Consider the following 20065-nt stretch of genomic DNA (forward strand, 5'->3'; position numbering starts at 1 on the left):
TCCTTCGGTCCGCGCACGCCGGTCAGGCGCTGAACGGCCGCGGCAGCTCGCAGGAGAACGCGCGGCACAGATATTCGGTCGCGATGCCGCCGATCGTCGAACGGTCTGCGAACAGCTCGAACCCGTCCGCGGCGAGAGCGGATGCCCGCCCCTGCGACACGACGACCCCCACCGTCCCGGCGCCCAGGCTCCGTCCGCGTGCCGCAACCGCCCGCACGATGGCGGGTTCTCCGCCGTCCGGCGTCACGACGACGAGCTGCCGCAGGTCGTCGTCGAGCGCGGACGCCACGCGCAGCGCACCCCCGAACGCCAGCGGCGAGCGCACCGCCGACTCGCCAAGGTCGCCGATGGCGGTGCGCGCCGCGCGGTCGTAGCCGGCGTCATCCGTGAGCGCGAACAGCACCCGGCACGCGTCGGCGAGCGATGACGTTCCGCCCTGGTGGGCGCCCTCGGACGGGTCGGCGTCGGCGACCAGCCCGTGTGCCGACAACACGGAGTCGCCGCCACCCGGGACCGCGAAGACGCGCTCATCCGGAGACGCACCGTCCGTCGTCGCAGCGTCCAGCGTCGCATCGACCAGCGTCGCATCGACCAGCGTGCGCGCCGCCGACGCGAAGCGGTGCTCCCCCGTGGCGAGGAAGACGTCGAGGAGCCCCGAAGCGAACAGTCCGTAGTCGTCGAGGGCGGGAGCGGCGGCGGAAGCGCGTCCGTCGAGCGAGGCGCGCAGCAGCATCCGACCGTGGTCCGAGACGTGCGCGGACAGCAGTCCGTCGGCGACCTCCGCGGCCTCCCGCACCCATTCCGGATGTCCTAGCAGCGCGCCGGCATGAGCGAGCGCGCCGATCGCGATGCCGTTCCAGCCGGTGAGCACCTTCGCGTCGAGCGCGGGCCTCGGCTGTGCCGCTCGTTGCGCCGCATCGAGCCGATAGTAGAGGCCCTCGCGGCGCTCGCCGTCGACCTCGCTCTCGGAGTCCTGGGCAGAGGCGAAGCCGCCTTCCACCCGCATCGTGCCGGTCAGGAAGGAGGCGATGCCCTCGGCGATCGACGCGAGTTCCGGGTCGAGGCTCGCTGCGGCATCCGCGTAGAGCCGCAGCAGGCCGGCGTTGTCGTAGAGCATGCGCTCGTAGTGCGGAACACCCCAGTCGCGGCGAGTGCCGTAGCGGAAGAACCCGCCGTCGACGGCATCGCGCAGCGGCGACCGCGCCATGCAGCCGAGCGTGTGAAGCGCGGTGCGTTCGCCCAGCGCATCCCCGGAGTCGAGCAGGAACGCGAGAACGGGGACGGCGGGGAACTTCGGGCCGTTGAATTCCGGTGGCGCCGCGAAGCCGCCGAACTCCGGATCTTCGGCGGCGACCAGGTCTGCCACCGTGCCTTTCAGGCGCTGTCGGTCGAGAACCGATGACTCGACGGAGTCCACGTCGCCGGCGCCGGCCGTGTCTGCCTGCGACCGGCGGCGCAGCGAGTCCACGGCGGAGGCGACCTGCGCGGCGGTCGACGCGACATCGTCGCGACGGCGGGTGTAGGCATCCGTCACCGCGTCGAGCACCTGCGCGAACGACGGCAGTCCGGTACGCGGCTCCGGCGGAAAGTAGGTGCCGGCGAAGAACGCCTTGCCGTCCGGCATGGCGAACACGCTGAGCGGCCAGCCCAGGTTGGGAGTGAACGCACTTGCTGCCGCGAGATAGGCCGCGTCGACGTCGGGATGCTCCTCCCTGTCGACCTTGACCGGCACGAACCCCGCGTTGAGCTTGGCGGCGACGGCCTCGTTCGAGAAACTCTCCCTGGCCATCACGTGGCACCAGTGGCAGGTGGCGTAGCCGATCGAGATGAAGAGCGGCACGTCGCGCTCGCGCGCCTCGGCGAGCGCCTCCTCACCCCACGGATGCCAGTCGACGGGGTTCTGCGCGTGCGCCAGCAGGTACGGGCTCACGGCATCGGCGAGGCGATTCGGCATGATCAGACGGCGCGCGGCTGCAGATAGAAGGGGTCGAGGCAGTCACGCGCCCTCGTCTCGATCCAGCGGGTCTCGGCGGCCGTGTTGTTGGGGTTGCCACGTCGATACTCGATCGCATCGGCGAGTCCTGCGCGCGGGTCTGTTCCGCAGGTCTCGAGAAAGGCGTCGATGAGCAGCGAGCGCATCGACTCGAGGCGCTCCTGCGCGACGCCCTCGAGCTCGCTGCCGAGCGTGATGATCGCCGTGACCGCGGCATCCATCTCGGCCGATCCCGATGCGGCGTTGCTCCAGTCGATGACGATCGGGCCGCGTTCGCTGAGGATCACGTTGGCCGGATGCAGGTCGAGGTGCACGATCACCGCGTCGTCGGATGCCTGGCCGCAGCCCCCGTCGGCGCCGCGCGCCGGCCGCAGCCACGCCGGGGCGGCGAGACGGTGCAGCCGCTCGTGCAGTTCACCGAGCTGCCGGCCGTAGCGTCGGTACTGCTCCGGTTCGTGGGCGAGCTCGTCGAGCATGGTTCCGCCGTCGATGCGCTCCATCACGAGGTCGGCGCCGTCGGCGTCGATCACGTGCGGCACCGGATACCCGAGCTCCTCGAGGGTCAGCAGAAGCCGTGCCTGATCGGCCATGTCGTCGCCGGCGCGATCTCTGCGGAGCACCGTGCTCGCGTCGAGGGCGAAGAGGTCTGCATCACGGCCGCGGGCGAGCAACTCCATGGTGGAAGCCTACGGCTCGCGCGCCTCCGGAGGGCCGTCGACCGGCTGGGCGCCTGGACGTGGGTTGCCGATGAACGCAGCGGTGAAATGGAAGACGCGAGCCGGATCATCCGGATGCTCCTCTGCAGCCTTGATGCCGTGGGCGCGCCATCTCTCGAAGACCTCGACGACCTCCTCGCCCATGCGCCGCGCTTCGTCTCTGGTCAGCATGGCGGCCGCCATGTACTGCATGCGCGCGGCCAGGGGATCGCGGGGCAGGGTCTCGTCCATGAGCCCTCGCAGCCAGTCGAGGCGGTCGGCGAGGAGTGCGTCTCCCGCAGCGCTCGGCTCCGGAAAGTAGAAGCCCTCCGGATGCGACATGACCCACACGCGATCCCTGCTGTCGCCGGCGAGCTCGGGCTTCTCGACGATCAGCCCCGCCTTGGCGAGGCTGCGCAGGTGATAACTCACCGCGTTCGCGGGCTCCCCCGTGATCTTCGCCAGGTCGGCCGCCCTCAGGTGATCACGGGCGCCGAACTCCCACATGATGCGCTGACGCAGTGGATGTGCGAGCGCACGCAGCATCGCCGGATCGGTCACGGGGTAGGACTGTTCGGCGATGACACGGGGTTCTTCGGCCACGTTCCGACTCTAGCAAACCCCGCAATGAATATTGCGCACTATCTATTGCGCAATTTCTCTTGCCTATCTAGGCTGACCGCATGACCGAGACCACGACCGCCGAATCCCCCGGCGCGGCATCCCTCTGGCGCAACGCCCCCTACCTGCTGCTCATGACCGGCAAGACCGGCCAGCTCGTCGGCAACGGGGTGGCCGTCTTCGCGGTGCCCCTGATCGCCTTCGGCATCACCGGATCCGTGTTCTGGTCTGGCGCGATCGGCGCGGTGAGCGAGGCCGGCCTGCTGCTCGCGACGTTGCCCGCCGGGGTCGTCGCCGACCGGGTCGATCGCCGCCGCCTGCTGCTCGTCTGCTCCGTCATCGGCCTCGCCGTCTGGCTCGGGCTCTGGCTCGCGGATGCCGCCGGCGTGCTCACCGCAGGCGAGCTCGCGGTGGCACTGCTGGTCGCCTCAGCAGTCTCGGCGTTCTACGGGCCGACCGAGGCTGCCGGCATCCGCTACGTCGTGCCGTCGGAGCAGCTCGGCTCCGCCATGGCCGCGATGCAGGGGCGCGGCGCCGTCGCCAGCCTGGTCGCCGGCCCGCTCGGCGGCCTGCTCTACGGCTTCTCACGTGCGCTGCCGTTCCTGGCCAGTGCCCTCAGCTACGTGCTGGCGGGCGCGACGACGGTGTTCGTGCGGCGACCACTCAACGACGCTCACGGCGACGGACACGAGACGGGAGCGGTCGCCGCATTGGTCGACGGGTTCCGCTTCGTCTGGGCGGTGCCCATCGTGCGCACCGGCATCGGCGTGTTCACCATGCTCAACCTCGGCTTCGGCGGCATGGTCGTGGCGATCAACCTGCACCTCGTGGCGCTGCACACCGCTCCGCTGCTCATCGCGCTGATCGACGTGGTGTCTGGCGCATCCATGCTGCTCGGCGCGATCGTCTCTCCGTCGCTGGTGAAGCGGTTCCCCTCCGGCCCGCTGGCGATCGTCTGTCTGGTGCCGTCGGCGCTCGGCGGGTTCGCGCTGGCGATCTCGACCGACTATCTCGACTACGTGCTGCTCATGGTCGTGATGACCGTGTTCATCCCTCCCGTGAACGCCGGCCTGCTCGGCTACGTGAGCGCCATCACCCCGCAGAACATGCAGGCACGCATGAACTCGGTGCTCTCGCTCTCGTGGACCGCGGTCGCGCCGGTCGCCCCGCTGCTCGGCGGCATCCTGCTCAGCACCGCGGGAGTGCACTGGACCCTCGCGGTCTTCGCGGGAATGCTCATGGTCGGCGTCATCGCGTTCGCCGCCAACCGCGCGGTGCGCCGCGTCGGCCTGCCGACGACATGGGCGGCCGACCTCGTCGTCTGGCCGCCCACGGCCGCTCAGGAGCCGGCCTCGCCGACGGAGTGACGCGCGCGGCCGCGCCGGTCAGACGTCGTAGACGCGCACGAGCTCGCGCTTGAGCACCTTGCCGCTCGGTCCGAGCGGGAGGCTCTCGACGATCTCGATGCGACGCGGGAACTTGTAGGCCGCGACACGCTCCCTCGCGTGTTCGATGAGCTCTTCCGGCGAGGCCGTCGCGCCCGGCATGAGCGTGACGGCAGCCATGATCTCCTGGCCGTGCGTCTCGTGCGAGACACCGAACACAGCCACCATCGACACGGCGGGATGCGTGGACAGCACCTCCTCCACCTCACGCGGGTACACGTTGTAGCCGTTGCGCACGATCATGTCCTTCTTGCGGTCCACGATCGTCACGTAGTCGTCGTCGCTCTTGGTGCCGAGATCGCCGGTGCGGAACCAGCCGTCGACCACGGCCTCGGCGGTCGCCTCGGGCAGGTGCAGGTATCCCTTCATGAGGTTGTGCCCACGCACGACGATCTCGCCCAGCTGCTCGCGGGGCAGCAGCACGATGCGGTCGTCGATCTCGGGGTCGGCCACCTCGACCTCGACGCCCCACAGCGGCTGGCCCACGGTGCCGGCCCTGGTGGGCTTGCCCACCACGTTGAAGGTGGCGACGGGCGAGGTCTCGGTGAGGCCGTATCCCTCGTGGATGTTCACCCCGTACACCTCCTTGAACCGCTCGATCACGGCCATCGGCAAGGCTGACCCGCCCGAGAGCCCGTACTTCAGCGGCGGGCGATCCTGGTTCGCCTTCGCCGCTTCCAGCAGCGCGATGTACATGGTGGGAACGCCCGTCATGATCGTGCACCGATGCTTGTTGAGCAGGTCGAGAGCGGTGGCGCCGTCGAACTTGGGCACCATCACGACGGCGGCGCCCGCACGGAATCCGACGTTCATCACGCACACCTGGCCGAAGGTGTGGAAGAGGGGAAGGCACCCCAGCACCACGTCGTTCTCGTCGAGGTCGAACGCGTCGGTGAGCAGCGAGCTGGTCTGCTCGACGATGGCGAAGTGGCATCCCTCTGCGCCCTTCGGCTTGCCGGTGGTGCCGCTCGTGTAGAGGATGGTCGCCGTGTCGAACGGACCACGCGGCACGTAGCCGTCGATCGGCTCGAGGGCGGATGCCTCGTCTTCCAGCCGAGGGAACGGGAGCGCCTCCAGCGCCTCGTCGGGCACCAGCACGCTGAGCACGGGCACGCCGGCCTGGGCGGCGCCCTTCGCTCCTTCTCCGAGCAACGGTGCGGCGCAGACGAGCGCGACGGAGCCGGAGTCGCGCAGCACGTACGCGATCTCATCGGCCTTCAGCAGGGCGTGCACCGGCACCACGACACCGCCGAGTGCGAGCACAGCGAAGTACACCCGCGGAAAATCGGGCACGTTCGGAATGAGCACCGCGACCGGTGTGCCCGGGCCCACTCCGCGCGCGCGGAGGGCGGCGGCGTAGCGCCGGGTCTCCCACCACAGCCGGTCGTACGTGATGCGCTGCTCGCCGAAGATGACGGCGGTGCGCTCGGGATTCTGCCTCGCGGCCTCGGAGAGGATCGACGCCACCGAGATGGTGGCGAATCCGGTCGGCTGGGCGGTCTCAGTCATGGCTGCTCCTTGTCGTCGTTGACATGGCATCCGGTACGGGTTGCAAGCAACATACACGCCCGGGCTGTCAGCGGCGCACGCCCACTGCACGGGTCAGGGCAACCCGGCGAGACGAAGCAGAGCGGCCGCCGCAGCGCCCACGATGACGACGACCAGGAACGGCGCGCGCAGCAGAAGTGCGATCAGGGCCGCGACGAGTGAGCCGATGCGGGAGTCGAAGATCAGCTGCTGACCGTTCGCCAGCGTGTTGAGCACGGTGAGGGATGCCAGCAGCCCGATGGTCAGCGTGCCCGCCACCCTGGTCATCCGCTTGTTCTTCAGCACCCTCGCCGGCACCAGGTAGCCGATCAACTTGGTGAGAAAGGCGACCACGCCGGCGGCGAGGATGTAGAGCCAGGTGGTCACGACATCCCTCCCTCGTGCATGGGGCCGTCAGCGTCCCCGACGTCGCGAGCGGGATCCGGCGCCCCGGCGTCCTGAGCCCTTGCGTGCGGCGGTTCGACGTCGGGCTCCAGGCCTTCGTCGCTCCTGCCGGAGCCGAACAGCCCCCACACCGCGGCCACGACGGCGGCGATGAGCACGGGGATGCCCGGCGGCACGAACGGCACGACCACCACCGTCACGACGGCGCACGCCACCGCGATGGCCACCGGTTCGCGGGACTTGAGCCGCGGCCACAGCAGACCGAGGAATGCGGCGACGGCGGCGCCGTCGAGCCCCCACGCCTTCGGGTCGCCGATGGCGTTGCCGAGTAGCGAGCCGAGGGCGGTGAAAAGGTTCCAGAGCACGAAGATCCCGATGCCGGTCACCCAGAACGCGCGCCGCTGCTCCGCGGGGTCACGCTGGGCGGTCGCCGTCGCCATCGACTCGTCGATCGTCACCTGGGCCGCCGCCAGCCTGCGCCAGCCGGTCGGCTGCAGCAGCGCGTTCAGCTGCATGCCGTAGACGGCGTTGCGGATGCCGAGCAGCGCAGCCGAGCCGAGTGCCGCTCCCCCGCTGCCACCGCCGGCGAGCACCCCGATGAACGCGAACTGCGATCCGCCCGAGAAGAGCAGCAGACTGAGCACCTGCGTCTGCCAGAAATCCAGACCCGACGCGATGCCGAGCGCGCCGAACGACACCCCGTACAGGCCGGTGGCCACCGCGACGGATGCCCCGGCCCGCGCTGCAGGCGACTTCCAGAGTTTCACGCGTGCCAGTCTGCCAGCGCGGCGAAGTGTCCGGACGGGGCGGAAAAACCGGACGATCTCCGACTGATGAGTCTGTCTCACCTCTCGTCCACCGGGGTCCCCCGGTGGTACTTTCACGTCTGTCTCGCCCGGGTCTCGAGCGAGCATCCCGTGACCCGAAGGCCGACGACGATGTCGAACACAGTGCAAGACCAGCCCACTGGATCCACCACGACGGAGCATCATCACGAGCTGAAGGCCGACGGCGTCAGCGGCGCGGGAGCCATCGTGATGGCCGTCGCGGGCAGCGCTCCCGCGTATTCGATCGCGGCCACGACGGCACTCCTGATCGGCGCCGCGGGGCTCGCAGCGCCGGCAGCCCTGCTGTGGTGCGGCATCCCGATGCTCGGCATCGCATGGGCGTTCGCCTACCTCGGCCGTTCCGACGTGAACGCCGGCGCCTCGTACTCCTGGGTCGGCCGCGCGCTGCACCCGATCCTCGGCTACCTGTCCGGCTGGTCGCTCGTGATCTCGGCGACCATCTTCATGGTCGCCGGCGCGCTGCCCGCCGGCCAATACACGGTCTCGCTGTTCGACGAGAAGGCGGCGGGCAACGTCTGGCTCGTCACCGGGATCGGCGCGATCTGGTTCCTCGTGATGGCCGGCTGCGTGCTCGTCGGCGTGACGATCACGGCGCTCGCGCAGTGGATCATGTCGTCGATCGAGGTCGCGATCCTCGTGGTGTTCGGCGTGATCGCGATCATCAAGGCACTGTCGGGTGCGCACACCAACGGCGCCGCGTTCTCGTGGGACTGGTTCGGATTCGGGCACTTCAGCGGCATGACCGGGTTCATCGGCGCCGCGCTCATCGCCGCGTTCTATTACTGGGGCTGGGACGTCAGCTCGAACCTCAACGAGGAGACGACGAACGGCCGCAAGACGGCCGGCATCGGCGGCATCATCGGCGTGGTCATCGTGTTCCTGCTGTTCGAGGTCTTCACCATCGCCACCCAGGTGATGCTTCCGGAGAAGACCATCGAGGGCAGCAACAACCTGATCGGCGATCTCGGGCAGGCGATCATCCCCGGCATCGGCGGCAAGATCCTCATCGTCGCCGTCATGCTCTCCACCATCGCGACGCTGGAGACCACGCTGATCCAGGTGACGCGGTCGCTCTTCGCGATGGGGCGCGACCACACGCTCCCCGCCCTGTTCGGCACCACGCACAAGAAGTGGAAGACGCCTGCGTTCGCCACGCTGGTCGTCACGGGCGTCTCGCTGGTGCTCTTCATCGGATCCAACGCGCTGGGCAGCGTCGGCGACATCCTCAACGCGGCCATCAGCTCGATCGGATTCCAGATCGCGTTCTACTACGCGCTCGCCGGCATCGCCGTCGTCGTCGCCTACCGCAGGGAGATCTTCAAGTCCGTGAAGAACTTCCTCTTCATCGGCCTGTGGCCGGCGATCGGCGCCGTCTTCATGGCCGTCGTGTTCGTGGTGTCGATCCCGAGCCAGTTCGAGTCCAATCCGAAAGACCCCGGCACCGCTTGGCTGATCATCATCATCGGCATCGGCACCATCGCGATCGGGCTCGTGCCCATGGCGATCTACTGGCGCAAGGGACACAAGTACTTCAGCCGCCGTCCGCTCGAGACCGGCGAGGAGATCCCGGCGGCCACGGTGAACGTGTCGGTCATCGACCCGCGCACCGACCCGGAGCACTTCCAGAAGTAGCGCGGGCGGTCCGGCCGTCCTCTGCGATCGCGCCGGGCATAGAATCGAAGGCTCATGTCTTCCGTGCCGCCCGCAGTCGAGTCCGCCGCTCGCACAGGCATCCCCGTCATCCACTTCCCGCCCGAGCTGCCCGTCAGCGAGCGCCGGGAGGAGATCGCGCGCGCCATCGAGCAGAACCAGGTCGTGATCGTCGCCGGCGAGACGGGGTCGGGCAAGACCACGCAGCTGCCGAAGATCTGTCTCGCGCTGGGGCGCGAGTCCATCGGCCACACGCAGCCCCGCCGCATCGCGGCCCGCGCGATCGCCGAGCGGGTGGCTGAAGAGTTGGGCGACGAGGTCGGCGGGCTCGTCGGCTACAAGGTGCGCTTCACCGACGAGGTGTCGAAGGCGACGCGCATCAAGGTGATGACCGACGGAATCCTACTGAACGAGATCCACCGCGACCGCGACCTGACCGCTTACGACACGATCATCATCGACGAGGCGCACGAGCGCAGCCTCACCATCGACTTCCTGCTCGGCTACCTGAAGCGGCTGCTCCCCCGACGCCCCGATCTCAAGGTCATCGTCACCAGCGCGACCATCGACCCGGAGAGCTTCGCGAAGCACTTCGCCGATGCCGAGGGCGACCCCGCGCCGGTCGTCGAGGTCTCCGGCCGCACCTACCCCGTCGAGGTGCGCTACCGCCCTCTCGTCGCCGACGACGAGGGCGACGACGACGTGGATGCCGCGCCGGCCGTCGACCGCGACTACCTCACCGGCATCACCGATGCGCTCGACGAGCTCGGCCGCGAGAAGCCAGGCGACGTGCTGGTGTTCCTCTCCGGCGAGACCGAGATCCGGGATGCCGAAGACGCCGTGCGCGGGCACCTCACGCGCCGCGGCGAGGCGGCATCCACCCAGGTGCTGCCGTTGTACGGCAGGCTGTCGTCCGCCGACCAGCACCGCGTCTTCGGGCCGGTGCCTGCGGGCATCCGCCGCCGCATCGTGCTCTCCACGAACGTGGCGGAGACCAGCCTGACCGTGCCGGGCATCAGGTACGTGATCGACGCGGGCACCGCGCGCATCTCGCGCTACTCGACGCGCGCGAAGGTGCAGCGCCTGCCGATCGAGGCCATCTCGCAGGCCTCCGCGAAGCAGCGCTCAGGCCGCTCCGGCCGCACGAGCGACGGCATCGCGATCCGGCTCTACTCGGAGGACGACTTCGAGAAGCGGCCGGAGTTCACGGAGCCGGAGATCCTGCGCACCAACCTGGCGGCGGTCATCCTGCAGATGATCTCGCTCGGGCTGGGCGACATCGACGCGTTCCCGTTCCTCACGCCTCCCGACTCGCGCGGCGTGAAGGACGGTCTCGATCTGCTCGCCGAGCTGGGCGCCGTGCACGACGGGCGGCTGACGAAGACCGGCCGGACGCTCGCCAGGCTGCCGATCGATCCGCGATTCGGACGCATGCTCGTCGAGTCCGGTCGTCAGGACGTCGTGCGCGAGGTGATGGTGATCGTGTCCGGGCTGACGATCCAAGACCCGCGCGAGCGTCCGCTCGAGAAGCGCGCGCGGGCCGACCAGCAGCACGCCAGGTTCACCGATCAGACCAGCGACTTCCTCACCCTGCTCAACCTCTGGAACCACCTGGAGCAGAAGCAGAAGGAGCTCGGATCCAGCGCGTTCCGTCGCCTCTGCAAGGCGGAATACCTCAACTATCTGCGCATCCGCGAGTGGCAAGACCTCTACCGCCAGCTGCGCCGCACCGCCAAACCACTCGGTCTCGCACCAGGCGACGCGAAGGTCGACGGGGATGCCATCCACAAGTCCCTGCTGTCTGGCCTGCTCTCGCACATCGGCCTGCGCGACGCCGCGAAGAAGGACTACCTCGGCGCCCGCAACACCCGTTTTCTGATCTTCCCGGGCTCGGTCCTCGCTGCCAAGAGAGAAGGCAGGGCACAGCCACAGGCCGTGATGAGTGCGGAGCTCGTGGAGACCAGTCGCCTGTTCGCGCGCATGAACGCCGCGATCGATCCGGCGTGGGCCGAGCCGCTCGCCGGCGACCTGGTGCGCCGCAGCTACAGCGAGCCGCACTGGGAGAAGCGCCAGGGCGCTGCCGTCGTGTTCGAGAAGGTCACGCTGTTCGGCGTGCCGATCGTGCCGAAGCGGCGAGCGCAGCTCAGCCGCATCGACGCGCCTCTGGCCCGCGAGCTCTTCATCAGACACGCTCTCGTCGCCGGCGAATGGCCGAGCGACACCCGTGACCACGCCTTCGACTTCCAGCGCGCCAACGCGAAGCTGCGCGTCGAGCTCGAGAAGGTGGAGGAACGCACGAGGCGACGGGACATCCTGCTGGATGACGAGGCGATGGTCTCGTTCTTCGAGGAGCGTATTCCGGCCGAGGTCACCGACACCCGCTCGTTCGAGTCGTGGTGGCGGCAGGAGCGGCGCACGAAGGGCCGCCTGCTCACGATGCGCCGCGAAGACCTCGTCGACGACGTCGAGGAAGCGATCGTCGACGAGGACGCCTTTCCTCCGGTCTGGCGCCAGGGCGACCAGCGGCTCGCGCTGAGCTACCGGTTCGTGCCTGGCGATGAGGACGACGGCGTGACCGTGCAGGTTCCACTCGCGCTGCTGCCCCGGCTGAGTCCGATCGGCTTCGACGCACAGGTTCCCGGGCTGCGCGTCGAGCTGATCACGGCATTCATCCGCACGCTGCCGAAGGCGCTGCGCCGGTCCGTGGTGCCCGCCGCCGACTGGGCGGCCCGCATCGCGGCGGAGCTGCCGGCGGGCATCGGCTCCGGCGCGGGTGCAGAGACCGGGGCGAGCGGGGCCGGCGCCTCAGGCCCGAGGGCCGGCGAGCTCGAGCCGTTCACGGGCATCCTGTCGCGCACCATCCGCCGGCTCACGAGCACCCCGGTCGACCCGAGCGATTTCGACGTGGAGCGCGTGCCGCCGCACCTGCGCATGACGTTCCGCGTGGTCGATGAGCGGTCCAAGGTGGTCGCAACCGGCAAGGATCTGCTCGAGCTGCAGCGCAGGCTCGCCCCCAAGGTTCGGGAGTCGGTGGCGAAGGCCTCCGTGCGCCGTCGCGACCCGATCGAGCGCACCGGGCTCACCACCTGGGACTTCGACGAGTTGCCGCGCTTCGTCGACACCGAGCAGGGCGGAAGAGGCACCGGGATGCCGCGCAGCGTCATCCGCGGCTATCCCACCCTGGTGCCGGAGAAAGACGGCGTCGCGATCAGGGTCGTCGGAACGCAGCAGGAGCAGGAGCGCTCGCTGCCCGACGGCGTGCGCGCGCTGCTGCTGAACGGCATCCCGTCGCCGACGGCGTACGTGCAGCAGCACCTCACTTCAGCAGAGAAGCTGGCGCTGGCCGCGAGCCCCTATCCGTCGACGACGGCGCTCTTCGACGACTGCCTCGCCGCAGTGGTCGGCTCGGTGCTGTTCGAGGCCGCGCCGGGCGGTCTGGTGTTCACGCGGGCCGAGTTCGAGGCGATTCGCGACAGCGTCTCTGCCGGGGTGATGGATGCCCTGTTCACCACAGTCTCGCTCGTCGCCCGCGTGCTCACCGAGCAGCGTGCCGCCGAGAAGACCATCTCGGGCACGTCGTCGATGGCCCTGCTCGGCGCGCTCACCGATGCGAAGGCGCAGCTGGCCGGACTCGTGTTCCCCGGTTTCGTCTCGCGCACGGGGCTGGCGCAGCTGCGGCAGCTGCCGCGCTATCTGCAGGCGCTGACGTGGCGCATCGAGCGGCTGCCCGACAATCCGGGGCGCGACCGCGTGTGGATGACCGAGGTGCAGACCGCGACGGCACGCTTCACGGATGCCGGCGGCATCATCCCGCTCCCCGTGCACGCCGCACCGAAGCTGGTGCACGCCAGGTGGATGCTCGAGGAGCTGCGGGTGAGCCTCTTCGCGCAGCAGCTCGGCACCGCTGAGACGGTGTCGTTGCAGCGCATCCAGAAGGTGCTGAACCCGTAGAGGCGACCGCCGTACGATCCCGTACATGGATGCCCCGGTTCGCGGCGCCCGCATCGCGGGAGTCTCGCTCGATTGCGCCGACCCGCGCGAACTCGTCGACTTCTACGCACGCCTTCTCGACGGTCGGGTGGCCTGGGCGAACGACAACGCGGCGGGAGTGGCCGTCGGGCCGTACACGCTCGTCGCGCAGCGGGTGTCTCCTTACACCCGCCCCACGTGGCCGGGGTCTTCGATCGTCCACCTCGACCTGACCTGCGAGCCGGCCGACCTCGCGGCTTTTCAACGGCGGGCGGAGGGGTGCGGAGCCGAGGTGGCCGCGTTTCAGCCGGACGACCGGTGGGTGGTCATGCTCGACCCGGCGGGTCATCCGTTCTGTTTGACGCCCATCGCCGGATGACGCAGCGCGCCCACGATGACCGCGTAGGTCTCCTCCGGGGTCTGCGCCCCGGTGTCGATGCGGATCGTCTCCGGTCGCCCTGCGAGGTAGTCGTCGAGATCACCCACGATCTTCTCCAGCAGCGCTCCGTCGGACTCACCCAGAGCATCCTGCACCCAGGCATCGACCTCGTGCTCCGGCTGCTTCGCGCCGAACCTTCTGCGATGCTCGTCTGAGCCCGCGAGCAGGGCGAACTCGACGTACTCGGCACCCGCCAGCTCAGCCAGCTCCTCGGCCCACGGACTCTCGTCGTGGCTCGTGATCAGTTGCGGCAGCACCACGTCGTGGCCGTCGTGCAGGTGCGCGACCGCCATGGTCGACCCGAGCTCCCGCGCGGTGCGCAGCGCCGAGTCGAAGTCGTTCTGCCAACCGCCCACCAGCCCCACGAGCACATCGATGTCGAGATTCAGCACGCCTGGATGCTCCGCCGCATACCGCCGCGCAAGCGTCGACTTTCCCACCCGCGATGGACCGTTCAGATGGATGAGCCGCGACATCCGGCCACCCTAGCGTCGGATGCCGAATGGCTTTCGTGCGAGTACTCGGGCCGGGTCGCTTCACGGATAGGCGTCGGACTCATTGTCGCCGCTGAGACAGTCGGCCGCGTCGTGGTACGGCCCCTTCACCCTTGCGATGGTCAGCCGCTGGCCCACATACAGGTCGGACTGGTGACCGTCGAGCCCCGGGTTCGACCCGTAGAGGTCTGCCATGCAGACGCCGAAGCGACCCGCGATGGCGAACGGAGTGTCGCCAGCAGCGACGATGTAGCGGAAGTGCCCGGGCGCCGTCATGGTCGCCTGTCCGATCGCGTTCTCCCTCGCACCGCCGTCGGCCGCCGGGCCGAGCGACGCGCTCGCACGGGGAGCGGACGTCGACGTCGCACCGTGCGTCGTCACCGACGGCCGTCCGTGGGTCCCGGTGCACCCGGTGAGCACGACCGCCGAGCCCAACAGCACGGCAACGGCAGCCGCGCACACGGGATGCCCGCGCCGCGCGGCCGCGATACGCCCCGGTCCGCCTCGTCCCACCGTCACAACCTGCCTGACTCCGACGGCCGATGTCCAGTCTTGACCGACGCCGGAAATCCTCTCGGCGTCGCACACGACGAGTCATCGGTCACGTTCGCATCGCGTCGTGTCGTCTCTTCCGCACCCGCGGATTCCCGGTCTGGCGCCACGTGCCCCGCGAGTCGACCCACCTCGGCGCTCGCACATACGGCGTGCCGTCGCGCATGGTGACGGCCCATCCTGCGGTGTCGATCGTGCGGTGGTGGTACCAGCAGAGGGTGACTCCGTTGTCGGTGTGCGTCGGTCCGCCACTGGCGTGCTCGATCACGTGGTGCACCTCGCACCACGCGGCGGGAACGCTGCACCCAGGGATCACGCAGCCACCGTCGCGTGCCGCGATGGCCGTGCCCGCGTCCGCAGACCAAGTCCTCGTGCGCGACGGTGACCGTGACGGTGGGAGCCGCCCCGCCCATCGATGCCACCTCGCCCGAGCGGGCGGCAGCATCGATCAGCGACGCGAACGCATCGTGCCGCTTCTGCGCCTGCGACCGCCCGTCCTCGGCTCCTTCAGCCGCATCGCCGCTCACGGCCGTGTCAGTCTCGAGGAAGATCGGAGCCGACTTCGGCGACACCACGGCGGCGAGCGCGGACTCGAGTTTGCCCGAGATCTCCGGCAGGAGCTCCATCCGATATCGCACCAGGCCGTTTCGGGCTCCGAGCTTCACCAGCCCGCGGTGCCGCATCGCCTCCTCGCCGTCGATCTCCAGGCCATCCGGGTCAAGCGCGGTTTTCCACCGCGTACGAGATCACTGCGCCGTCCGCGGCGGTGACGGTCCGTCTCCCCGCCATGGCCACGGCGGACTACTCCCCCGCAGGTGAGGTCGACCGCACTTCCGGCACCACCGGCACGGGCGGAACGGCGGCGCCTCTCCGCCGAAGATTCGAGTACACCAGCACCAGCACGATCAGCGACAGGCTGCCGCCGAACGGCACCGCGTTCGTCACCAGACCGAGGAATCCGCCCGCAGCGGCCTGGATGAGCTCGATCACCGTGAGCACGACCGCCGGAATCAGAATGAGCCATCCGCTCCAGCTCGTGCCCAGCAGCATGAGCACGGCGCCCGCCAGTGCCACGAGCCACACGAGCAGCCCGATGCCGACGAGGAGAAGGGTGACAGGCGGCTCGCCGAAGTCGGGGAGGCCGAGCGCGCCGCCCACGAGCCACACGATCATCGGCACGTACGAGAGCAGCAGCATCACTGTCACGCCGAAGATGACACCCCGCAGCACCGGCTCGACAGCCGTCGTTCGATCGACTCTGATCTGAGGGGTCTTCTCCGTCATCGTGCATGCTCCTCGCGAGTGGGGCCGTGTCGAACCCCGTGCAGTCTATGGGCCGATTGCAGGGCGCGATCTCGTCAACGGGATGCCCCGCATCCGGGCCAAGCGCACGCACCGAGTAACACGTTTTCGTCGGTATCCCAACGGGTGGGTACCCTGGGGAGCGATGACGAACGGTGCCCCCTCGAATCACTCACCCGACGACGCCTCCGAAACGCGCGAACTGCGCAGCGGCGACGTCCCCGAAGCTCTTCGTTCCGACGTGCGCTTTCTCGGCGGACTGCTCGGCCGCGTGCTGGCCGAATCAGGCGGCCAGGAGCTGCTCGACGATGTCGAAAGGCTGCGCGCGCTCACGATCGATGCGTACGAGCGCAGCGGCCAGGCATCCATCGAAGACGCCGAGGCCCTGATCGAGGGCTTCACCCTCGATCGAGCCGAGCAGGTGGCCCGCGCGTTCACCGTGTACTTCCACCTGGTGAATCTCGCGGAGGAGCGGCATCGCGTTCGCGTGCTGCTCGCCCGCGATCCGTGGACCGCCGACGGCCACCGCCCGGCCGAGTCGTTCGCGAGCGCGTTCGCCGCGCTGAGCGAGGAGGTCGGCGAAGACGAGGCCAGGCACCGCGTCTCCGAGCTGGAGTTCCGTCCGGTGCTCACCGCGCACCCCACCGAGGCGCGCCGGCGTGCCATCGCGTACGCCATTCGCCGCATCAGCGACCTGGTGGCCGAGCACGACGACCCGCGTCTCGGTGCCCTCGCGCGTAGCGAGAACGAGCGCCAGCTGCTCGCCGAGATCGACACGCTCTGGCGCACCGCGCCGCTGCGCTCGAACCGTCCGACGCCCCTCGACGAAGTGCGCACGGCGATGAACATCTTCGACCAGACGCTGTTCCAGGCCATCCCGCAGGCCTATCGCCTCATCGACGAGCGCCTCGCCGGAGCGGATGACACGCCCCGCGAACCCGCGGCCCGTCCGTTCGTGCGCTTCGGCAGCTGGATCGGCGCCGACCGCGACGGCAACCCGTTCGTCACGGCCAAGATCACGCGCAAGGCTGCGGCCATCGCCGCCGAGCACGTGCTGCTCGGCCTGGAGCGCGCCACCGACCGCATCGGCCGCACGCTCACTCTCGACGCCGGCGACACCCCGCCCAGCCAGGAGCTGCTCGAGCTCTGGCGGCGACAGCGCTCGCTCGCCGAGGAGCTCGCCACCGACATCGCCACCCGCTCCCCCGACGAGCCGCACCGCCGTGTGCTGCTGATGATCGCCGAGCGCATCTCCGCCACCCGACGCCGCGACGCCGACCTCGCCTACGAGAGCCCCGAGGCACTGCTCGCCGAGCTGCGGATCGTGCAGAACTCGCTGGTCGCGGCGGGCGACAAGCGCAACGCCTACGGTGAGGTGCAGCATCTCATCTGGCAGGTCGAGACGTTCGGCTTCCACCTCGCCGAGCTCGAGGTGCGTCAGCACTCCAAGGTGCACCGCCTGACTCTCGAGGCCATCGCGGCCGGCGCCCGCGGCGACGACGACCTCGACGAGATGAGCACCGAAGTGCTCGAGGTCTTCCGAGTGATCGCCCAGCTGCAGAAGCGCTACGGCGTGAACACGGCGCGCCGCTACATCATCTCGTTCACGCAGTCCGTCGACGACATCGCCAACGTGTACCGGCTGGCCGGGCACGCGCTCGGATCGCCAGAGGCCGCGCCTGTGCTCGACGTCATCCCGCTGTTCGAGACGTTCGCCGACCTGGATGCCTCCACCGACATCCTCGACGGAATGATCCGGCTCCCCGAGGTGGCCGCCCGGCTCGAGCAGACGGGCCGCAGGCTCGAGGTCATGCTCGGCTACTCCGACTCCTCGAAGGACGTCGGCCCGGTCTCCGCGACGCTCGCCCTGTACCAGGCGCAGGCCCGCATCGCCCAATGGGCCGAGCGCAACGACATCGTGCTCACCTTGTTCCACGGCCGCGGCGGCGCACTCGGCCGCGGCGGCGGTCCGGCCAACGAGGTGATGCTCGCCCAGCCGCCCGGGTCGGTCGACGGACGCTTCAAGCTCACCGAACAGGGCGAGGTGATCTTCGCCCAGTACGGCGACCCGGTCATCGCCGTGCGCCACCTCGAGCAGATCGCGGCGGCGACGCTGATGGCATCCGCTCCCTCGATCGGCGAGCGCAACGCGCGCGCCGCCGAGGAGTTCGCCGGCCTCGCGGCGAGGCTCGACGAGGTCAGCCGCGCACGCTTCTTCGAACTGGTGAAAGCCGACGGCTTCGCGCCCTGGTTCGGCCGCGTCACCCCGCAGGAGGAGATCGGCCTGCTGGCCCTCGGCTCGCGGCCGGCGCGTCGCGGCCTCTCTGTCGAGTCGCTCGAAGACCTGCGCGCCATCCCATGGGTGTTCGCCTGGACCCAGGCTCGCGTCAACCTCACCGGCTGGTTCGGCCTCGGCTCGGCACTGGCCGAGATCGGCGACGTCGAACTGCTGCGGGACGCCTACGACAGGTGGCCGCTGTTCCGCACCATGATCGAGAACGTCGAGCAGTCACTCGCGAAGACCGACGAGCGACTCGCCCGCCGCTACCTCGCACTCGGCGACCGCGACGACCTCGCCGAGCTGGTGCTGTCGGAGATGGCGCTCACCCGCGAGTGGGCGATGAAGACGAGCGGCGCATCCGAGCTGCTCGCCGGCCGCCCCGTGCTGCGCCGGGCTGTTCGCCTGCGCAGCCCCTACGTCGACGCGCTCTCGCTGCTGCAGCTGCGCGCTCTTCGCGCACTGCGCAGCGACGCGGACGCCGACAACATCGATACGACGCAGCAGGACGAGCTGCGCCGGCTGCTCCTTCTCAGCGTCAACGGCGTCGCCGCCGGCCTGCAGAACACGGGCTGAGCTGTCGCGTACACGATTCAGGCCGGCATGCCGCAGCACGTCCCCGAGCGGGATGGAACGCGGTTGCCGGCCTGAATGATGTACGGTGCGCGCCGGTCGCGGACCGGCTGTTTCAAGCGGCCCTGGCCGCACTGCGGCTGCCGCGTATGCTCTGCTTGACGGCCAGGGAACGGAGGAGACGTGCGCGCAACGATGAAGGACGTCGCGGCGCTCGCCGGCGTCTCCCCCAAGACCGTCTCCAACGTCATCAACGGCGTCGTCTTCGTGCGCCCGGAGACGAAGGAGCGCGTGGAGAAGGCGCTCGCCCAGCTTGACTACGTGCCCAACTTCAGCGCGCGCGGTCTGCGCAACGGACGTTCGGGAGTCATCGCGCTCGCTCTGCCCGATCTGGCCACGGCGTATTCCGCCGAGACGGCGCACCACTTCGTCGAGGCCGCGCACGCACACGGCTGGGGCGTGCAGATCGAGGAGACCGGCGCAGAGCCGGCCCGCGAGCAAGAGCTCGTCTCCCGGGCGCGGGCCAGCATGGTCGACGGGCTCGTGCTCAACCCCGTCGTCTCCGACGAGTTCGCCCTGCCCGACGACCCTCTGCAGGTGCCGCCCGCCGTGCTGATCGGCGAAGTGCCGCAGAGCCGGCTCGACCAGGTGCGCGTGAATCCCGAGCTCGCCGCTTACGACATGACCACTCTCCTCATCGCGGGCGGCCACCGGCGCATCGCCGTCGTCGGCACGCCGATGGGTCGGCAGCAGACGTTCACCTCCCGGCTGCGCACGGCCGGCTTCCGGCGCGCACTCGAGGATGCCGGCATCCCGCACGACCATCGGCTCGAGATCGGCTGCGAAGACTGGTCGCCCCGCGGCGGCTTCCACGCGGTCGACGCCTACCTCGACCACGAGAGGATGCCCGACGCCTTCTTCTGCTTCACGGACTCCCTCGCCATCGGCGTGCTGAGCCTGCTGTGGCGAAGGGGCGTCCAGGTGCCGCAGGGCGTGTCGGTCGCCGGCTTCGACGACGTCGCCCACGGCGAGTTCGCCACCCCGCCGCTCACCACGGTCACGTGGGACAAGCGCGCCTTCGCGGAGGCGGCGCTCGACCGCCTCGCACGGCGCATCACGGACCGCGCAGCCCCCGTCAGCGTGCTCGACATTCCGCACACGGTGGTCGAGCGGGAGAGCACGCGACGGGTCTGAGCACGCTCGGCCGCGACGCGGCATCCACGGGCCTTGAAGCCACTGCAACGATGTAATAGTGTCGCCTTCGCCGCATCGTC

General features: G+C 69.6%; 16 protein-coding genes and 1 pseudogene. 6 read left to right on the forward strand and 11 right to left on the reverse strand.

Annotated features, from left to right (window positions below; translation table 11 throughout):
• Nucleotides 1-22 precede the first annotated feature (22 nt).
• Genes FPZ11_RS07085 through FPZ11_RS07095 form a run of 3 tightly spaced genes read right to left on the reverse strand, consistent with a single transcriptional unit; the run spans nucleotide 23 to nucleotide 3291 of the window.
• Nucleotides 23-1954, reverse strand: a complete 1932-nt coding sequence (locus FPZ11_RS07085; RefSeq protein ID WP_146319565.1) for a thioredoxin domain-containing protein — start codon at nucleotides 1952-1954, stop codon at nucleotides 23-25.
• A gap of 2 nt (nucleotides 1955-1956) precedes the next feature.
• Nucleotides 1957-2670 (reverse strand): phosphotransferase, encoded by a 714-nt coding sequence (locus FPZ11_RS07090; RefSeq protein WP_146319567.1) that lies wholly within the window; start codon nucleotides 2668-2670, stop codon nucleotides 1957-1959.
• Between the two features lie 9 nt (nucleotides 2671-2679).
• A complete protein-coding gene (locus FPZ11_RS07095; RefSeq protein ID WP_146319569.1) occupies nucleotides 2680-3291 on the reverse strand; it encodes a winged helix-turn-helix domain-containing protein in 612 nt (203 codons plus the stop codon).
• An 80-nt stretch (nucleotides 3292-3371) separates the two neighbouring features.
• Between FPZ11_RS07095 and FPZ11_RS07100 the strand changes: the two genes are divergently transcribed.
• The gene (locus FPZ11_RS07100; RefSeq protein WP_146319571.1) at nucleotides 3372-4676 is read left to right on the forward strand and encodes an MFS transporter; all 1305 of its coding nucleotides are present in this window, start codon (nucleotides 3372-3374) and stop codon (nucleotides 4674-4676) included.
• A gap of 18 nt (nucleotides 4677-4694) precedes the next feature.
• On the opposite strand, the gene FPZ11_RS07105 is transcribed toward FPZ11_RS07100, so the two are convergent.
• From FPZ11_RS07105 to FPZ11_RS07115, 3 genes are all read right to left on the reverse strand, one after another.
• Nucleotides 4695-6263 (reverse strand): long-chain-fatty-acid--CoA ligase, encoded by a 1569-nt coding sequence (locus tag FPZ11_RS07105; protein WP_146319573.1) that lies wholly within the window; start codon nucleotides 6261-6263, stop codon nucleotides 4695-4697.
• A gap of 93 nt (nucleotides 6264-6356) precedes the next feature.
• Entirely contained in the window at nucleotides 6357-6668 is a 312-nt protein-coding gene (locus FPZ11_RS07110) for an AzlD domain-containing protein (RefSeq protein ID WP_146319575.1), read from the reverse strand.
• Nucleotides 6665-7453, reverse strand: coding sequence for an AzlC family ABC transporter permease (locus FPZ11_RS07115; protein WP_246846578.1), 789 nt, complete (start codon nucleotides 7451-7453; stop codon nucleotides 6665-6667). Before FPZ11_RS07115 ends, FPZ11_RS07110 begins: the two co-directional genes overlap by 4 nt.
• A 171-nt stretch (nucleotides 7454-7624) precedes the next feature.
• Here FPZ11_RS07115 and FPZ11_RS07120 point away from each other — a divergent pair, with 171 nt between their 5' ends.
• Genes FPZ11_RS07120 through FPZ11_RS07130 form a run of 3 tightly spaced genes read left to right on the forward strand, consistent with a single transcriptional unit; the run spans nucleotide 7625 to nucleotide 13532 of the window.
• Complete coding sequence (locus FPZ11_RS07120; RefSeq protein ID WP_210415975.1) at nucleotides 7625-9166, forward strand: APC family permease; 1542 nt, start codon at nucleotides 7625-7627, stop codon at nucleotides 9164-9166.
• Between the two features lie 54 nt (nucleotides 9167-9220).
• A complete protein-coding gene (gene hrpA, locus FPZ11_RS07125) occupies nucleotides 9221-13135 on the forward strand; it encodes an ATP-dependent RNA helicase HrpA (protein WP_146319579.1) in 3915 nt (1304 codons plus the stop codon).
• A gap of 25 nt (nucleotides 13136-13160) precedes the next feature.
• Entirely contained in the window at nucleotides 13161-13532 is a 372-nt protein-coding gene (locus FPZ11_RS07130) for a VOC family protein (protein ID WP_146319581.1), read from the forward strand.
• Here the strand turns inward: FPZ11_RS07130 and FPZ11_RS07135 are convergent.
• The 5 genes and pseudogenes from FPZ11_RS07135 to FPZ11_RS07155 all read right to left on the reverse strand — a co-directional run bounded on the left by FPZ11_RS07135 (nucleotide 13499) and on the right by FPZ11_RS07155 (nucleotide 15922).
• Nucleotides 13499-14068, reverse strand: coding sequence for a P-loop nucleotide/nucleoside kinase family protein (locus tag FPZ11_RS07135; protein ID WP_146319583.1), 570 nt, complete (start codon nucleotides 14066-14068; stop codon nucleotides 13499-13501). The two genes, FPZ11_RS07130 and FPZ11_RS07135, sit on opposite strands and share 34 nt — an antisense overlap.
• Before the next feature lie 60 nt (nucleotides 14069-14128).
• Nucleotides 14129-14605, reverse strand: coding sequence for a LysM peptidoglycan-binding domain-containing protein (locus FPZ11_RS07140; protein WP_146319585.1), 477 nt, complete (start codon nucleotides 14603-14605; stop codon nucleotides 14129-14131).
• An 82-nt stretch (nucleotides 14606-14687) separates the two neighbouring features.
• On the reverse strand, nucleotides 14688-15083 hold the full coding sequence (locus tag FPZ11_RS20260) for an HNH endonuclease signature motif containing protein (RefSeq protein ID WP_146319587.1): 396 nt from the start codon (nucleotides 15081-15083) through the stop codon (nucleotides 14688-14690).
• Nucleotides 15031-15321: pseudogene (locus FPZ11_RS20265) on the reverse strand (DUF222 domain-containing protein); the annotation flags it as partial. The pseudogene FPZ11_RS20265 and the gene FPZ11_RS20260, both read right to left, overlap by 53 nt.
• 118 nt (nucleotides 15322-15439) lie before the next feature.
• The gene (locus FPZ11_RS07155; RefSeq protein ID WP_146319589.1) at nucleotides 15440-15922 is read right to left on the reverse strand and encodes a hypothetical protein; all 483 of its coding nucleotides are present in this window, start codon (nucleotides 15920-15922) and stop codon (nucleotides 15440-15442) included.
• A gap of 163 nt (nucleotides 15923-16085) precedes the next feature.
• Here FPZ11_RS07155 and FPZ11_RS07160 point away from each other — a divergent pair, with 163 nt between their 5' ends.
• Nucleotides 16086-18794, forward strand: a complete 2709-nt coding sequence (locus FPZ11_RS07160; protein WP_146319591.1) for a phosphoenolpyruvate carboxylase — start codon at nucleotides 16086-16088, stop codon at nucleotides 18792-18794.
• A 180-nt stretch (nucleotides 18795-18974) separates the two neighbouring features.
• Nucleotides 18975-19985 (forward strand): LacI family DNA-binding transcriptional regulator, encoded by a 1011-nt coding sequence (locus FPZ11_RS07165; protein WP_210415977.1) that lies wholly within the window; start codon nucleotides 18975-18977, stop codon nucleotides 19983-19985.
• Nucleotides 19986-20065 lie beyond the last annotated feature (80 nt).

Origin of the sequence: Humibacter ginsenosidimutans (assembly GCF_007859675.1) — a bacterium.
Lineage (GTDB): Bacteria > Actinomycetota > Actinomycetes > Actinomycetales > Microbacteriaceae > Humibacter > Humibacter ginsenosidimutans.

Coding starts and splice junctions, on each gene's coding strand:
- FPZ11_RS07085 (WP_146319565.1), bottom strand. CDS start 1,954: ATGCCGAATCGCCTCGCCGATGCCGTGAGCCCGTACCTGCTGGCGCAC.
- FPZ11_RS07160 (WP_146319591.1), top strand. CDS start 16,086: ATGACGAACGGTGCCCCCTCGAATCACTCACCCGACGACGCCTCCGAA.
- FPZ11_RS07120 (WP_210415975.1), top strand. CDS start 7,625: ATGTCGAACACAGTGCAAGACCAGCCCACTGGATCCACCACGACGGAG.
- hrpA (WP_146319579.1), top strand. CDS start 9,221: ATGTCTTCCGTGCCGCCCGCAGTCGAGTCCGCCGCTCGCACAGGCATC.
- FPZ11_RS07130 (WP_146319581.1), top strand. CDS start 13,161: ATGGATGCCCCGGTTCGCGGCGCCCGCATCGCGGGAGTCTCGCTCGAT.
- FPZ11_RS07155 (WP_146319589.1), bottom strand. CDS start 15,922: ATGACGGAGAAGACCCCTCAGATCAGAGTCGATCGAACGACGGCTGTC.
- FPZ11_RS07105 (WP_146319573.1), bottom strand. CDS start 6,263: ATGACTGAGACCGCCCAGCCGACCGGATTCGCCACCATCTCGGTGGCG.
- FPZ11_RS20260 (WP_146319587.1), bottom strand. CDS start 15,083: ATGCTGCCGCCCGCTCGGGCGAGGTGGCATCGATGGGCGGGGCGGCTC.
- FPZ11_RS07100 (WP_146319571.1), top strand. CDS start 3,372: ATGACCGAGACCACGACCGCCGAATCCCCCGGCGCGGCATCCCTCTGG.
- FPZ11_RS07135 (WP_146319583.1), bottom strand. CDS start 14,068: ATGTCGCGGCTCATCCATCTGAACGGTCCATCGCGGGTGGGAAAGTCG.
- FPZ11_RS07090 (WP_146319567.1), bottom strand. CDS start 2,670: ATGGAGTTGCTCGCCCGCGGCCGTGATGCAGACCTCTTCGCCCTCGAC.